Genomic DNA, 16,137 nt, shown 5'->3' with positions numbered 1-16,137 from the left:
TCAAACCCGGGAGGAGCCATCATGCCGTTGTCTGAACAGGAACAGCGCCTCTTGGAAGAGATGGAGCGGAGCCTGTATCACACCGACGCCGACTTCGTCGCGACCGTCTCGTCGCACGGCGGCAAGCGCAACTACACGACCATCGTTGTCGGCATCCTCGTGGGAATCCTTGGCATCGCCGCCATTGTCACGGGCGTCATGACCAGGCTTCCGATCGTTGGTATCGCCGGCTTCGTCGTGATGTTCGTCGGCGTGCTCGTGGCCATCTCCGCACCGCGATCGAAGCTCGGCCCTGCGGCGAACCAGGGTTCGCCGACTGTCGGTGGCGCTTCCGGCTCCGGTAAGGCACCGAAGCCCGACTTCATGCAGCGGATGAACGACCGCTGGGAGAAACGCCAGGACGGCCACGACCACTCCTAGAACCCCCTCGCACCCATCCCGCCCGGCCTGACGCCGGACCAGATCAAGACCGGCCACGCGGCCGGTCTTTTTTTGTGCGCCCAGATGGTGGCTACAGGGAATTCCCTCCACTCGTAAAACTCCTATGTTTATTGGTCTTCGTGAATGCAATACCCCCAATTCGGGCCAAAATCGTTGAGTTGTGGTGGAGGGTGGAGTAAAGTGGAGGACACCTGAATCCAGGCCGGAGAGTTGGGGGTGATCGGCAGTGTTTCTTGGCACGTACGCCCCCAAGCTCGATGACAAGGGCCGCATCATCCTCCCGGCGAAGTTCTGGGCAGAACTCGAAGCCGGCATCGTCGTCACCCGCGGCCAGGAGCGCTGCCTGTACGTCTACAGCACGCGCGAGTTCGAGCAACTGCACGAGAAGATCCGCCAGGCACCCGTGACGAGCAAAGAGGGTCGCGACTTTCTCCGGCTCTTCCTGTCCGGTGCGAACGCCGAGGTTCCGGATGCCCAGCACCGGGTCACGCTTCCCGTCGGGCTTCGCAACTACGCGGGCCTCGAGCGCGAACTCACCGTGATCGGCGTCGGAAACCGCGCCGAGATCTGGGACACCAAGGCCTGGGAGGCGTACTACGCCGAGCAGGAAGCCGGCTTCGCAGACACCGCGGAGGAGGTGATCCCCGGACTCTTCTAGCGCCTTGCTTCTGACTCCCAGCCGCTCAGTCGCCCTGCCACACTTCCCCGGTGACAGGTCGGAACGGATGGGGATCAGGGGTCAGGGGCTGTACCGGTTGCCATGAACACCAACGACATCCATACCCCTGTGAAGCTTGAGAGGACGATCGAGTTGCTCTCGCCCGCCCTCGAACGCCCGGGAGCCGTGCTCGTGGATGCCACCCTCGGCATGGGCGGGCACGCCGAGGCCTTCCTCTCCCGTTTCCCCGAGCTCGTGCTCGTCGGCCTGGATCGGGACACAGACGCAATCGCCATAGCCCGTGAACGACTCGCGCCCTATGGCGATCGCGTCCACCTCGTGCACACCGTGTACGACCACTTCGAGGAGTCCCTGAACGGCCTGGGGATCACGGAGGTGTCTGGCATCCTGTTTGACCTGGGCGTCTCGTCGCTCCAGCTCGATCGGATCGATCGCGGCTTCTCCTATTCGCACGACGCTCCGCTCGACATGCGGATGGACGCGACATCAGCCCTGACTGCGGGGAGGGTTCTCGCTGAATACAGCGAGTCAGAACTTCGCCGGATCTTCTACGAATACGGCGAAGAGAAGCTCGCGCCGAGGTACGCCAGCCGGATCGTGAACAGTCGCGAATCCACACCACTGACGTCGTCGGCGCAGCTTGTAGAGATCATCGTGGCCGCGACGCCCGCTGCTCTCCAGCGCAGCGGGCATCCGGCCAAGCGAGTGTTTCAGGCTCTCCGCATCGAGGTGAACCAGGAGCTGGCCGTGCTCGAACGTGCCATTCCCGAGGCGGTGGACGCACTCGAAGTAGGGGGACGAATCGTGGTGCTTGCGTACCAATCACTGGAGGATCGCATCGTCAAGCGTGTGCTTGCCGCTGCATCCTCCTCGACGGCACCCGCGGGGTTGCCCGTGGAGTTGCCGGAGCATCGTCCGGAGCTCAGGCTGCTCGTGCGCGGGGCGGAGCTCGCGAGCGATGAGGAGAAAGCACGAAACCCGCGTGCGACGCCGGTCAGGCTGCGTGCGGCAGAACGCGTGCGGAGAGCGGCATGACGAACCTCGCCGTATCCCTCCCGGTCGAATCCCCGCGCGGTCCCAGCGCATCCCATCGTCACATCGAGATCGTCTCCACGAGGTCCCAGCGCAAGGCCAGGCCCCGCGCCATCTATGCGCTCGTGACTGTCGCGGGCCTCTTCGTCATTCTCATGGCGCAGCTACTGCTCAGCATCCTTCTCTCCGACGGCGCCTACCAGATCACGGCGCTGCAGACCAAGCAGACGGAACTCTCACGAGACGCTCAGGGCTACAACGAGCAGCTGGACGTGCTGAAGTCCCCGCAGAACCTCTCCGCGCGAGCTGAGTCTCTCGGGATGGTGATGAGCACGGCACCCGCGGTGTACCTGCGGCTCTCGGATGGCGCGATCATCGGTACCCCGACAGCGATGAAGGCATCGGATGCGGCGGTCGTCGGCACCGGTGGCGCGCTCATCGCCAACTCCCTCCTCCCCGCGCTTCCGCCCATGACCCCGACCTCGACGAACGGCGATGCTGCGAGTAGTGCGGTGCAGGGCGCGCCTGGCACGACAACCACCGGTGGCTCTGTAGCGTCCACCCCGGGGGTACTTCCGTCTCCCGTGACCCACTGAGTCGTCAGTGGGAGAACCGCTCACGAAGGAATGAGACAGTGAAGGCACCAGCAACGAACCGGCGGCGACTCGCCCTCGCAATGCTGCTGACCTTCCTCATCGTCGCTGGCTTCGTGGTGAGGCTGGTCGACATCCAGGTGGTCCAGGCGGACCAGCTCAACAAGGACTCGTTCGACAAACGCGCGATCGCCGTCACGAACTATGCCGCGCGCGGAAGCATCGTCGACGACAAAGGCACCGTGCTCGCGGCGAGCGTGATGCGATACGACATCACCGCATCCCCTCGCAACGTGCGGGCATTCGAGCGCACGGTGAAGGGCAAGAAGGTCGCGGTCTCCGTGTTGGAGGCCGCGGGCGAGCTCGCCAAGGCCACCGGGCAGGACCAGAACACCGTGTATCAGGCCCTGACCAAGGACCCGAAGTCCGACTTCGCATACGTGGCGAAGGGCGTCGACACGGCAACGCTCCGCGCGGTACGCAAGCTCTCCATCCCCGGCATCTGGGACCAGAAGCACCCCGCACGCACCTATCCGGACGGCGCGGTCGCGGGCAACCTCGTCGGCTTCGTCGGAACGGATGGCCCGCAGGTCGGGCTCGAGAAGACCGAGAACAAGTGCCTGGCGAGCACCAACGGATCATCGACCTACGAGCGCGGGGCAGACGGCGTCCCGATTCCGGGCAGCACGGTCACCTCGAAGGCGGCCGTCGACGGCGGCACCCTCAAGCTCACAATCGACAGTGACCTGCAGTGGTTCGTGCAGCAGGCCATTGCGGAGCAGGCAACGGCCATCGGTGCGAAGTCCGCGACCGCGGTGGTGCTGCGGGTCAACGATGCGCACATCATGGCCCTCGCCGACTGGCCGTCCGTGGACCCCAACGACGTCGGTGCCACGCCCGTTGCGAACTATGGATCCCTCGCATTCCGCGCGTACTACGAGCCGGGGTCGACCATGAAGGCGCTCAGCGCGTCCATGCTCATCGACTCCGGGATAGCGACTCCCACATCCCAGGTGACGGTTCCCGCGGTGTGGAAGACGCCGGACGGGAGCACGATCTATGACGCGGGCCTTCACGCGACGGAGCACCTGACCCTGACCGGTGTTCTGCAGCAGTCGTCGAACGTCGGCATCTCGATGCTCGGCATCAACGTCCCGCCCAAGGTGCGCTACAACTACATGGAGAAGTTCGGCCTGGGCCAGGAGACGGCCGTCGGGTTCCAGGGTGAGCAGGCCCGCGGCATTCCCCCGCTCAAGGACTGGAACAACCAGAGAAGGTACGACATGCTCTACGGGCAGGGCGTTGCGGTCACCGCCCTGCAGCTCGCGGGGGCGTACCAGGCGATCGCCAACGGGGGAGTGCGGCTTCCGCTTACCCTCGTCGAAGGGTGCACGGAGCCGGATGGCACGGTGACCGACCTGCCCCCTACGACCGGCGTCAGGGTGATCTCCGATGCCTCGTCCAAGACGGTGGTCAACATGCTCGAGAGCGTCGTCACGGGAGGCGAACTGGGCCCGGTGCTCCGCATCCCCGGTTATCGCGTCGCGGCCAAGAGCGGTACCGCGCAGGTGGCACTTCCCAACGGGGGCGGGTACGGAAGTGACAGGATCGTCTCCCTCGCGGGCATCGCGCCGGCAGAAGATCCGCAGTACGTCGTTCTCGTGACCTATACCAAGCCAGCTATCATGAAGTCATCGGCTGCCGCTGCGCCGACGTTCCATAAGATCATGACGCAGGTGCTCAAGACCTACCGCGTCCCACCGTCGACGACTCCGTCGACGAGCCCGCCGGCCACCTGGTGAGAAAGAGGATGACTTGACCGCTCGGATCCCCCCGGTTCTCAGGCCGGAGCATCCGGTAGCGAGGCCGTTATCCGCATTCGTCGCCGAGTTCGATCTCGAGCACGTCGGGTCTCTCGATGGGGTTGAGCTCACGGGAGTGACGCTGCGCAGCAGCGAGGTGCAGCCGGGCGACCTGTACGTTGGAATCAAAGGTGCGCACACCCACGGGGCAGACTTCGTCACCGAAGCGAAGGAAGCCGGTGCCGTCGCGGTCCTGACGGACCAGGAGGGCGCTGCCATTGCGGTGGACGCCGGCCTGCCGATCGTGATCGTCGATTCGCCGCGAGCGGCACTGGGCGATGTCTCGGCCTGGGTCTACCAGACCAACGACCATCCTCCGCTGCTGCTCGGCGTCACGGGAACCAACGGCAAGACCTCCACCGCATACCTGCTCGAGGCGATCCTCAAGCAGCTCGGTCTCGTAACCGGCCTCAGCTCGACGGCAGAGCGGCACATCGGCGAACTCACCGTCGTGAGCAGGCTCACCACGCCCGAGGCGAGCGAGCTGCACGCCCTGCTGGCCAGGATGCGCGAGAGCGAGGTGCGTGCCGTCGCCGTCGAAGTGAGCGCACAGGCACTGAGCAGCCACCGGGTCGACGGGCTCTCCTTCGATGTCGTGGCGTTCACCAACCTCAGCCACGACCACCTCGACGACTACGCGGGCATGGAGGAGTACTTCCACTCCAAGCTCGTCTTCTTCACCCCGGACCACGGCAAGCGCGGCGTGGTCTCGCTCGACTCTCCCTGGGGCCAGCGCGTGGTCGAGGGCTCTCGCATTCCCGTGACGACGATCTCCGCCACGCCCGGCGTCGAGGCCGAATGGAACGTCGAGATCCTCGATGAGCGGGCCGCATACACGGAATTCAGACTCACCGGCCCGGAGGGGCGTTCGCTCGTCACCCGGGTTCCGCTCATCGGCTGGCACATGGCCTCCAATGCGGGACTTGCCATCGTCATGCTCGTCGAGGCCGGGTTCGAGCTCGAGGCCATCGGGCAGGCGATCTCCGACGGGATCGAGGCCTACCTGCCCGGCAGAACGGAACTTGTCACGGGAGATCGTGGTCCGTCCGTGTACGTCGACTTCGGCCACAGTCCCGATGCCTTCCTCAACACGCTCGCCGCGGTGCGCAAGGTCACTGAGGGCAAGGTGATCATGGTCTTCGGCGCAGACGGTGACCGGGATGCGACCAAGCGCCACGACATGGCGAGGGTCGCGTCCGAGGGCTCGGACATCCTCGTCATCACCGACCACCACCCGCGCTTTGAAGACCCCGCGTCCATCAGGGCAACCCTCGTCGAGGGCGCGGCGCTGGCCGAGAACCAGGCGACCCTGTACGAGATCAGCCCGCCGGAGGCGGCCATCCGTCACGCGGTCTCTCTTGCGAAAGAGGGCGACTCGATCCTCTGGGCGGGGCCCGGCCACCAGGACTACCGCGACATCCAGGGTGTGCGTACGCCGTACTCGGCGCGGGCAGAAGCCCGTGCCGCGCTGCGCGAAGCAGGCTGGGTCTAGGTGATAGCCCTCACTCTCGCGGACGTCGCGGCCGCCGTCGACGGCACGCTCGAAAACTCCGACACCGCCGCTGACACGGTCGTGTCCGGCAGCGTGCAGACGGATTCCCGGCTCGTCGGCGCCGGTTCGATCTTCTTCGCCCTCAGGGGCGAGACCACCGATGGTCATCTCTTTGCCGAGGCAGCGGTGACGGCGGGTGCCGCGCTCATCATTGTCGAACGGTTGCTTCCGCTCGCCGTGCCCCAGATCATCGTGCCGGATGGCGTGGTCGCGCTGGGGGCACTCGCCACCGACGTGGTTGCCAGAGTCCACGCGCGCGGCGCGCTGCGCGTGATCGCCGTCACGGGATCGAACGGCAAGACGACCACGAAGAACCTGCTGCGCGCCGTGCTCGAGAAGCACGGGCCAACGGTCGCACCCCAGGGCTCATACAACAACCAGGTCGGTGCGCCCCTCTCGATGCTCGGCATCGATTTCGACACGCGCTTTCTCGTCGTCGAGGCCGGTGCTGGTGGGCCGGGAGAAGTGGGCCGCATCGCCGCGATGGCGAAGCCTGACATCGCCATCGTGCTCAAGGTGGGCCTCGCGCACGCCGGCGTGTTCCGCACGCTGGAGGCGACTCAGGCCGCCAAGGCAGAACTCGTGACGGGGCTTCCGGATACGGCCATCGCCATCCTCAACGCGGACGATTTCCGAGTTGCCGCCATGCGCTCGCTCACGGCGGCACGGGTGGTCTGGTTCGGGCTGGACGAACCCGCCGATCCGCGGGCCGATGATCTTGCGGCGTCTGCGGCAGGGACATCCTTCACCCTGATCAGCGACGGCGAGCGCCGCACCGTGACGCTGAAGATCCTGGGCGAGCACCACGTGATGAATGCGCTTGCCGCGATCGCCGCAACCAGGGAGCTCGGGATTCCGCTCGACGCGGCGCTCGAGTCCATCGAGTCCGTGACACGCGCTGAGCGGTGGCGCATGGAGGTGCTGCACCCCGGCGGTGGGATAACCGTCGTCAACGACGCGTACAACGCAAGCCCCGACTCGACCGCCGCGGCACTCAAGACTCTCGCCCAGCTCGTCGGCCCATCGCAGCGTTCGGTTGCCGTGCTGGGGGAGATGGCCGAGCTCGGCGACGTGGCTGATGAAGAACACGATCGGATCGGACGCCTGGTCGTGCGGCTCAACATCCAGAAGCTCGTCGTCGTCGGGCACGGCGCGCGGCATATTCACAATGCCGCGGGACTCGAGGGTTCGTGGGACGGGGAGTCGGTGCTCGTTGCGACCGCAGATGAGGCATACGATCTCTTGCGTGGCGAACTGCGCGAGGGGGACGTGGTGCTCGTGAAATCGTCGAAATCGGCGGGGTTGCGCTTTCTCGGCGACCGTGTGGGAGGCGTCGACTCGTGATCGCGTTGCTGGTGGCTGCGGCAACCTCCATGGTTTTCACTCTTTTGTTGACACCACTGTTCGCCAAGGCCTTCCGGCGACTCAATCTCGGCCAGTTCATTCGCGCGGACACACCGACGGCTCATGTCCTCAAGCGTGGAACGCCATCGATGGGTGGGATCGTCTTCATCTCTGCCTCCGTCATCGGCTATTTCCTCGGCAAGCTCGTGGCGCGGGAACAGCCATCGGCATCCGCCCTGCTCGTGATCCTCATGATGGTCGGGCTCGGCTTCGTCGGGTTCATTGACGACTTCCTGAAGGTCAGGCGGAGGAACAGCCTCGGACTCGCCGGCCCGTACAAGATCCTGGGATGCATCATCGTTGCGATCGTGTTCGCGGTACTCGCGCTGACGCATCGCGACGCGCACGGGATGACGGCGGCCTCCTCGTTCATCTCCTTCGTGAGGGATATCGATGGACTCAACATGGTCGCGGTCTTTGGAGCCGGTCTCGGTTTCGTGATCCTGACTGCCTGGATCGTGCTCATCACGACCTCGGTCTCCAACGCGGTCAATCTCGCCGATGGTCTCGACGGTCTGGCTGCGGGCTCGTCGATCCTCGCGATCGGCTCCTACGTCGTGATCTGCTTCTGGCAGAACAAGCAGTCCTGTTTCGGGATCCTGCCGGAGTCGGATGTCGCGAAGTGCTACGACGTATCTCGCCCGCTTGAGCTCGCGGTCATCGCCGCCGCGATCGTCGGTGCGGTCATCGGCTTCCTCTGGTGGAACACCTCTCCGGCCCAGATCATGATGGGTGACACCGGATCGTTCGGCCTCGGTGGTGCTCTCGCCGCACTCGCCATCCTGTCTCGCACCGAGCTGCTGCTCATCCTCATCGGCGGGCTGTTCCTCGTGGTCACCGGCCAGGTCATCATCCAGCGCATCTACTTCAAGGCGACAAAGGGCAAGCGCATCTGGCGCGCCAGCCCGCTGCACCACCACTTTGAGATGAAGGGATGGGCCGAAGTCACGATCGTCGTGCGGTTCTGGATCATCTCCGGCCTGTTCGTCGCGGCAGGCATCGGCATCTTCTACATCGAATGGGTCCTGCGTCACTGATGCGCACAGCAATCGACGTCGATGGCCTGAACAGCTGGCATGACGATTGGCGTGGCCTGCGGGTCGCGATCCTCGGCCTCGGACTCACCGGTTTCGCGGCCGCGGACACCCTCGCCGAGTTGGGCGCTGAGTGCCAGGTGTTTGCGGACTCCGCGGATGACAAAACCGCGAAGGTGCTCGAGGTCATCGGCGTTCCCCTCCTGCTCGATACCGGTCGAGACGCCGTTTCGGACTTTCGTCCGGAGCTCGTCGTGGTCTCGCCCGGATTCCGGCCGACTCATCCCGCCGTCACCTGGGCGGAGAGCGCAGGGACTCCCGTGTGGGGCGACGTTGAGCTGGCGTGGCGCCTGCGCGACAAAGTGGCCACTCCGGCGGACTGGATTGCTATCACTGGTACCAACGGCAAGACCACGACCGTGCAGCTCACGACGGCGATGCTGGCCGCTGCAGGCCACCGTGTGGTCGCCTGCGGCAACGTCGGCGTGCCCGTGCTCGATGCCATCCGCGACCCAGCGGGCTTCGACCTGCTCGTCGTCGAACTGTCGAGTTTCCAGCTCCACTACGCGAAGAGCCTGTCGCCGCACTCGAGCGTGTGCCTGAACATCGCGGATGACCACCTCGACTGGCACGGCTCCGCGCGGGCCTACCGCGACGCGAAGGCGACCGTGTATCGCGCCACTCGTGTGGCCTGCATCTTCAACGAGGAAGACGCGGTGACGCTCGACATGGTCGAGGAGGCCGACGTCATCGACGGATGCCGGGCGGTGGGCTTCACGCGCGGCGTTCCCGGCCTGAGCGATCTCGGCATCGTCGACGGCATCCTGGTCGACCGCGCCTTCCACGACGACCGGCATCACTCGGCGCTCGAGCTCACGACCGTCGCGGAACTCGCTGCCACGGGTCTCGGGTCGCCGCACATGGTCGCGAACGTGCTCGCGGCATCCGCCCTCGCTCGCTCCTGCGGCGTCGAGCCCGAGATCATCCGTGAGGCGCTGGGCGAGTTCCGTCTCGATCACCACCGCACGGAGCTCGTCGGATCGAAGGACGGCGTTCGCTGGTTCAATGACTCGAAGGCCACCAATCCACACGCGGCGACCGCGGCATTGACCTCGTTCGACCCCGTCGTCTGGATCGTCGGAGGGCTCTTCAAGGGGGTTGATGTCGACGGCCTCGTCGCCGCACAACTGGGGCGACTGCGCGCCGCCGTCATCATCGGCGAGGACCGTCAACCACTGCTTGAAGCTTTCGCGCGACACGCGCCCGAACTCCCGGTCTTCGAGGTCGTTACGACCGAGACTGAGGAGGTAATGCCAGCGGCCGTGAGGTTGTCGGCTGCGGTCGCACAGGGTGGGGATGTCGTGCTACTCGCCCCGGCGGCCGCATCAATGGACCAGTTCAGCAATTATGCCGATCGGGGAAACCGGTTCACCGCTGCGGTGCACGAGTTGTTGGGAGATCAGTCGGATGACGACAAGCCCACCGCGCGCCCGCAGGGATTCGGCCGATAACGAGGGTCGGCGCGAAGAACGCGTTCGTCCTGCCGCGGCCGTCGTCGCGGTCAGGAATATCTTCGCCTCGGAGACCGGCAACTATTTCCTCCTTCTCGGAGCGACTCTGTTCCTCGTCATCTTCGGGCTCGTGATGGTGCTGTCCTCTTCGTCCGTGGAGTCCTACAAGGCGAACGACGACTTCTTCACCGGATTCATCCGCCAGGGCATCTTCGCGATGCTCGGGATTCCGCTCATGCTCATTGCGTCGAGAGTGCCGGTGGCCTTCTGGAAGAGGTGGGCCGGGACGGCGATGATCATCGCCATCGCGCTGCAGTTCCTCGTCGTCGCGACCCCGCTCGGCGTCTCGCGCGGTGGAAACAAGAACTGGATCTCGATCGGCTGGTTCAATGCCCAGCCGTCCGAGGTCGCGAAGGTCGCACTCGTCCTGTGGCTGGCGCTGATCCTGTCAAAGAAACAACATGCCCTCGGCGACTGGCGCGAGATCGCGATGCCGCTCCTGCCCGTTGCCGGCACAGCGCTGCTGCTGGTGCTCATCGGCGGTGACCTCGGCACGACCATCATCCTCGGCGCGATCGTGGCGGGCACAGCCTTCTTTGCCGGCGTGCGATTGCGCATCCTTCTCATCCCCATGCTGGTCGCCGCCATGGGCGTGCTGGTCTTCGCATTCGGCACGAACTCTCGCCAGGATCGCATCCACGCCTTCCTCACCGGGTGCGCCTCGAGCGACACCTACTCCACCACCTGCTGGCAGACCGTGCACGGGTGGTGGGCGCTGGCATCCGGTGGGATCTTCGGCGTGGGCCTCGGCAACTCGAAGGCGAAGTGGTCGTGGCTACCCGAAGCGGACAATGACTTCATCTTCGCCATCATCGGCGAGGAACTCGGTCTCCTCGGCGCCATCGTCGTTCTCCTGCTCTTCATCGTCATCGCGATCTCCTTCGTGCGGATCATGCGGGCGAACTCAGACCCCTTCGCCAAGATTGCGATCAGCGCCGTCATGGTGTGGATCATCGGGCAGGCGTTCGTCAACATTGCGGTGGTGCTCGGCATCCTGCCGGTCCTGGGGGTGCCATTACCCCTGATCTCGGCGGGCGGGTCTGCCCTCGTGACAACCCTGTTCGCCATCGGTATCGTGCTCTCCTTCGCGCGGCACCCCGCCGACTCCATCGACAAGCGACGATGACCCGATACCTGCTCGCCGGTGGGGGTACGGCCGGACACGTGAACCCCCTGTTGGCGGTCGCCGATCGGGTCATGGAACGCGAACCCGATGCCGTCGTGAGCGTCCTCGGCACCACCGAGGGGCTCGAGTCCAGGCTCGTCCCGCAGCGCGGCTACGAGCTCGTCGTGGTGCCGAAGCTGCCGTTTCCACGACGCCCGAACGGTGCGGCGGTGCGATTTCCTCGCGAGTTTCTGCGATCCGTCGCGCGCATCCGGGCTATCATCCGCGAGCGTGATATCGATGTCGTCGTGGGCTTCGGCGGGTATGTGTCCGCACCGGCCTACGTCGCTGCCAGGCGGGAACACATTCCGCTGGTCATCCACGAGGCCAACGCCAAGCCCGGGATCGCCAATCGACTCGGCAGCAGGCTCAGCCGTTTTGTCGGCGTCGCCTTCCGAGGCACTCCACTTCGGCACGCCCGCTTCGTGGGGATGCCGCTGCGTCGCGAGATCGAGCGGCTGGACCGCGCGGGTACGAGGCCCGAGGCGGTCGCGTTCTTCGGCCTGGACGAGTCCAGGCCGACGCTGCTGGTCACCGGCGGCTCGCAGGGCGCGAAGCACCTGAACGAAACCGTTCTCGAGGTCGCGGCGGATGTCGTCGCCGCGGGCTGGCAGGTCCTGCACATCGCGGGGGAGCGGTTCGACCTGGAGGTGCCGGAGCTGCCCCAGTACCACGTCCTGGCGTATTGCGACCGCATGGATCTCGCCCTCGCCGCCACCGACCTCGCGCTCTCCCGCGCAGGGTCGGCCACGGTGAGCGAATTGACCGCCCTTGGCATCCCCGCCGTCTATGTTCCGCTCGCCTTCGGCAACGGCGAGCAGAGGCTCAACGCCGCGGAAGCTGTGCGCGTCGGCGCGGCTCGACTGGTGGAGAACGCGCAGTTCGCCCCGCGGTGGGTACGCGCTGAGTTGATGCCGCTGCTGGACGATCGCGATGGGCTGGTCCGGATGTCCGAAAGAGCTCGGTCCATCGGCGTTCTCGATGGCGCGGACCGCACTGTTGCGCTCGTCGGGGATGCCCTCGCCGGACGGGTACATTAGCTCCGATGATCAAGTCCGATTTCTCCCAGCTCATGCCGGACAATCCCGGTGCCGTTCACTTCGTGGGCATTGGTGGCGCGGGAATGAGCGGCATAGCCCACCTCTTCCTGGCCGCCGGGTTCACCGTGACCGGATCGGACATCCGAGACACATCTGCGGTGCAGGCGCTGCGCGCCAGGGGCGCCACGATCGCGATCGGGCATGACGCAGCCAACATCGCCGGCGCGGACACCCTTGTCGTGACCGGCGCGATCGCCGAAGACAACCCGGAGTATGTCGCGGCCGGGAACGCGGGCATCCCTGCCGTGCATCGGGCACGCGCTCTCGCCTGGCTCACCGGCAGGCACAGGCTCGTTGCCGTCGCGGGAGCCCATGGCAAGACGACGTCGACGGCGATGATCGTGACTGCGCTTCGGGCGCTGGGCCTCGATCCGAGTTTCGTCAACGGGGGAGTGATCCGCTCACTCGGCGTCAGCGCTGCCCCCGGGGCCGATGACCTGTTCGTGGTCGAAGCGGATGAGTCGGACGGCTCGTTCCTGCTGTACGACTCTGCCGTCGTGCTGATCACCAATGTCGATCCCGATCACCTGGACCACTACGGCTCAGAGGACGCCTTCGAAGACGCGTTCATCACGTTTGCCGAAAAGGCGAAGGAACGCGTCGTGATCTCCAGCGATGACCCGAGGTCCGTGAACATCACGACGAGGCTGCGCGCGACGAGCGTGACGACCTTTGGACAGGCGGCCACCGCGGATGTGCGACTGCACTCCGTGCGCGGAGCACAGACGGTGTCGTTCTCTCTCGCCTACCGGGGCGAGGACTACAGCGCGACGCTCAGGGTCGCCGGTCTCCACAACGCGCTCAATGCCGCAGGCGCGTTCGGCGTGCTCATGGGCCTCGGGATCGCTCCGCAGGCCGCCATCGATGCCATTGCCCAGTTCGACGGGACGGAGCGACGCTTCGAATTGCGTGGAGACATCGGCGGGGTGAAGGTCTTCGACGATTTCGCGCATCACCCTACCGAGATTCGTGCTGCGCTCTCCGGCGCGCGCGACGTTGTCGGGCAGGGAAGGCTCATCCCGATCTTCCAGCCGCATCTCTACAGCAGGACCAGGATGCTCGCCGCAGACTTCGCAGACACCTTCGAGAGCCTCGCGGATCACACCATCATCGTTCCGATCTATGGCGCGCGGGAGGACCCAGAGCCGGGCGTCACGGGGGAGCTCATCGCGGCCCGCTTCCGGGATCGCGGCAGGGTCGAGTACGTCGAGGACTGGCAGCGCGCGGTTGAACTCGCCGCGGCTGCGGCGCGTCCGGGTGACTTCGTGATCTCGATGGGAGGCGGAGACGTGTATCGGCTCATCCCCGCGCTTCTCGAGGAACTGCAGCGCACTCGCGGCAGCGTCGAGGGATAAGTGGGCGCACGATGAAGAGACCGGAAGGATTCGACCAGCACCCACCGCGCAACCCGGAGAGGTCGGCGACCCCGACCACTGGCCGCCCGAGTGCTCCGCGCCGGGGGCGCGCTGCCGGAGCCACTAAGGCTGCCGCCGAGAGGGTTCGCTCGGCAGAGCCCGCGCCGAAGCCCTCGTCGAAATCCGTGACAAAACCTGCCAGGGCGCCCCGGTGGCGACCCGCAGAGCCCTCCGAACACAGGCCGACTGCACCCGCGCGCTCCGAGGCCAGGAAGGCAGCCAGGCTTCGTCGTCGCTACGAGCGCGGTGAGGTCCGCAGGTTCACGAGGCGCAGCCGTCATCGCAGGGCGGGCTGGCTCACCGCGACCGGTGCGCTGGTCGTTCTCTGCATACTCGTGACCGTCGCGGTCTACTCACCGCTCCTCGCGTTGAAGACGCTTCGGATCGAAGGTGCGTCGAGCGTGAGCGCCGCCGAGATCCGATCCGCCTTGGCGGACCAGATCGGCACGCCTCTCGCGCTCGTCGACTTCGGCAAGATCAAAGCGGAGTTGGCGCAGTTCCCGCTCATCCGAAGCTACGTGACCGAGGCAGTGCCACCGAACACCCTTGTCGTCCACATCGTGGAGCGCACGCCCCTCGGGGTTATCGCCACGGCGGGCGGCTTCACGGTGGTGGACGCCGCGGGGGTGACGCTCTCGCATGCGACCGAGCGCCCACCGAAGCTGCCGCTCATCGACTCCGGTTCGACCAACACCGCGAGCACGGCGTTCAGGGCCGCGGTATCGGTGTTGCTCGCGCTTCCGACCAGCGTGTCGTCGAAGGTCGACACGGTCACCGCGCGCACGAAGGACGACGTGACCCTCGTACTCGACGGCGTCGGGCAGCGTGTCGTGTGGGGCAGCGCCGACCGATCCGCGGTGAAGGCCAGGGTTCTCGCTGACCTGATATCGCACCAGGATGCCAACGCTGTTGTCGAGTACGACGTCTCTGCGCCGAACAGTGCAGTCGTTCGCATCGGCTAGATATTTCTCTGCCAGTGGGCTGACAGTTTGCGACACGCTGGCCCCCTTGCTGTCGCCGTGGAGGCCGCGCGCTTAGCTTCGAGATTGTAAAGCTATACTGAGCATAACTTTAAGCCTCTAGCAGAGGTTTAATGTTCCCCGTCGGAGGCCGGACGTGACATCAAACCAGAACTACCTCGCCGTGATCAAGGTCGTCGGCATTGGCGGGGGCGGCGTCAACGCCGTCAATCGCATGATCGAGCTCGGGCTGCGTGGTGTGGAGTTCATCGCCATCAACACGGATGCCCAGGCCCTGCTCATGAGCGACGCCGACGTCAAGCTCGACGTCGGTCGCGAGATCACCCGCGGACTCGGTGCGGGCGCGGATCCCGAGGTCGGCAGGCGCGCAGCAGAGGACCACGCGGAAGAGATCGAGGAAGCGCTTGCCGGCGCCGACATGGTCTTCGTCACCGCGGGGGAGGGCGGCGGAACCGGCACGGGAGGTGCCCCGGTCGTCGCGCGAATCGCCAAGTCCATCGGCGCGCTGACCATCGGTGTCGTCACTCGGCCATTCGGCTTCGAGGGCAAGCGTCGCGCGGCCCAGGCCGAGACCGGTGTGACCGCGCTCAAGAGCGAAGTCGACACCCTCATCGTGGTGCCCAACGACAGGCTGCTCGAGATCAGTGATCGCGGCATCAGCTTCCTCGAGGCCTTCGCGACCGCAGACCAGGTACTGCTCGCCGGTGTGCAGGGGATCACGGACCTGATCACCACTCCCGGCCTCATCAACCTCGACTTCGCCGACGTGAAGTCCGTCATGCAGGGCGCGGGCTCAGCACTCATGGGCATCGGGTCGTCTCGCGGCGCCGACCGCGCGATCAAGGCTGCTGAGCTCGCGGTCGCGTCACCGTTGCTCGAGGCCAGCATCGACGGCGCGCACGGGGTCCTCCTGTCGATCCAGGGAGGGTCGAACCTCGGCATCTTCGAGATCAACGATGCTGCCAGGCTCGTGCAGGAAGCCGTGCACCCGGAGGCGAACATCATCTTCGGTGCGGTCATCGATGACACCCTCGGTGACGAGGTGCGCGTGACCGTCATCGCCGCAGGCTTCGATGGTGGAGAGCCGGCGATCAAGAAGATCGGTCATCGCTCCACCTTCGTGGAGGCGGGCGATGATGCGGAGTCCGCTCGTGCGATCGACGTGACCGATCGGGATGGCGACGACTCGGCGCCCGGTGCCAGCACGGCGTCGCTCTGGCAGGGCGAGCCGGAGCTGCCCGCGCCGCACAACGACCCCGTCTTCGACGATGACGATGACGACCTGGACGTCCCGGACTTCCTGAAGTAG

Annotated in this window: 14 protein-coding genes; all 14 read left to right on the top strand. The window is 65.8% G+C overall.

Annotated features, from left to right (window positions below; genetic code table 11):
- Positions 1 to 21 precede the first annotated feature (21 nt).
- Entirely contained in the window at positions 22 to 420 is a 399-nt protein-coding gene (locus ABUA28_RS13185; RefSeq protein WP_349904686.1) for a DUF3040 domain-containing protein, read from the top strand.
- 247 nt (positions 421 to 667) lie between these two features.
- On the top strand, positions 668 to 1,099 hold the full coding sequence (mraZ, locus tag ABUA28_RS13180) for a division/cell wall cluster transcriptional repressor MraZ (RefSeq protein WP_349904685.1): 432 nt from the start codon (positions 668 to 670) through the stop codon (positions 1,097 to 1,099).
- A 102-nt stretch (positions 1,100 to 1,201) separates the two neighbouring features.
- Entirely contained in the window at positions 1,202 to 2,155 is a 954-nt protein-coding gene (gene rsmH / locus ABUA28_RS13175) for a 16S rRNA (cytosine(1402)-N(4))-methyltransferase RsmH (RefSeq protein WP_349904683.1), read from the top strand.
- A complete protein-coding gene (locus ABUA28_RS13170) occupies positions 2,152 to 2,748 on the top strand; it encodes a hypothetical protein (protein ID WP_349904682.1) in 597 nt (198 codons plus the stop codon). The genes rsmH and ABUA28_RS13170 overlap by 4 nt, the downstream gene beginning before the upstream one ends.
- 38 nt (positions 2,749 to 2,786) lie before the next feature.
- Complete coding sequence (locus ABUA28_RS13165; RefSeq protein WP_349904680.1) at positions 2,787 to 4,547, top strand: peptidoglycan D,D-transpeptidase FtsI family protein; 1,761 nt, start codon at positions 2,787 to 2,789, stop codon at positions 4,545 to 4,547.
- A gap of 13 nt (positions 4,548 to 4,560) precedes the next feature.
- Positions 4,561 to 6,099 carry a Mur ligase family protein gene (locus tag ABUA28_RS13160; protein ID WP_349904679.1) on the top strand — a complete coding sequence of 513 codons (1,539 nt, stop codon included), beginning with the start codon at positions 4,561 to 4,563 and terminating at the stop codon, positions 6,097 to 6,099.
- The gene (locus tag ABUA28_RS13155) at positions 6,100 to 7,503 is read left to right on the top strand and encodes a UDP-N-acetylmuramoyl-tripeptide--D-alanyl-D-alanine ligase (RefSeq protein ID WP_349904676.1); all 1,404 of its coding nucleotides are present in this window, start codon (positions 6,100 to 6,102) and stop codon (positions 7,501 to 7,503) included.
- Positions 7,500 to 8,600 carry a phospho-N-acetylmuramoyl-pentapeptide-transferase gene (gene mraY / locus ABUA28_RS13150; RefSeq protein WP_349904675.1) on the top strand — a complete coding sequence of 367 codons (1,101 nt, stop codon included), beginning with the start codon at positions 7,500 to 7,502 and terminating at the stop codon, positions 8,598 to 8,600. The genes ABUA28_RS13155 and mraY overlap by 4 nt, the downstream gene beginning before the upstream one ends.
- The gene (gene murD, locus ABUA28_RS13145; protein WP_349904674.1) at positions 8,600 to 10,108 is read left to right on the top strand and encodes a UDP-N-acetylmuramoyl-L-alanine--D-glutamate ligase; all 1,509 of its coding nucleotides are present in this window, start codon (positions 8,600 to 8,602) and stop codon (positions 10,106 to 10,108) included. The genes mraY and murD overlap by 1 nt, the downstream gene beginning before the upstream one ends.
- Positions 10,065 to 11,294, top strand: coding sequence for a putative lipid II flippase FtsW (gene ftsW, locus ABUA28_RS13140; RefSeq protein ID WP_349904672.1), 1,230 nt, complete (start codon positions 10,065 to 10,067; stop codon positions 11,292 to 11,294). Before murD ends, ftsW begins: the two co-directional genes overlap by 44 nt.
- Positions 11,291 to 12,373 carry a UDP-N-acetylglucosamine--N-acetylmuramyl-(pentapeptide) pyrophosphoryl-undecaprenol N-acetylglucosamine transferase gene (locus tag ABUA28_RS13135; protein WP_349904670.1) on the top strand — a complete coding sequence of 361 codons (1,083 nt, stop codon included), beginning with the start codon at positions 11,291 to 11,293 and terminating at the stop codon, positions 12,371 to 12,373. The genes ftsW and ABUA28_RS13135 overlap by 4 nt, the downstream gene beginning before the upstream one ends.
- Before the next feature lie 5 nt (positions 12,374 to 12,378).
- Complete coding sequence (murC, locus tag ABUA28_RS13130) at positions 12,379 to 13,788, top strand: UDP-N-acetylmuramate--L-alanine ligase (protein ID WP_349904669.1); 1,410 nt, start codon at positions 12,379 to 12,381, stop codon at positions 13,786 to 13,788.
- A gap of 185 nt (positions 13,789 to 13,973) precedes the next feature.
- The gene (locus ABUA28_RS13125; RefSeq protein WP_349904667.1) at positions 13,974 to 14,810 is read left to right on the top strand and encodes an FtsQ-type POTRA domain-containing protein; all 837 of its coding nucleotides are present in this window, start codon (positions 13,974 to 13,976) and stop codon (positions 14,808 to 14,810) included.
- A gap of 154 nt (positions 14,811 to 14,964) precedes the next feature.
- Complete coding sequence (ftsZ, locus tag ABUA28_RS13120) at positions 14,965 to 16,137, top strand: cell division protein FtsZ (protein ID WP_349904666.1); 1,173 nt, start codon at positions 14,965 to 14,967, stop codon at positions 16,135 to 16,137.

This window comes from Parafrigoribacterium humi, from assembly GCF_040227205.1.
GTDB classification, from domain to species: Bacteria; Actinomycetota; Actinomycetes; order Actinomycetales; family Microbacteriaceae; genus Parafrigoribacterium_A; species Parafrigoribacterium_A humi.
The sequence above is the reverse complement of the archived record's forward strand: the minus strand, read 5'-3'. Positions and strand labels throughout refer to the sequence as shown.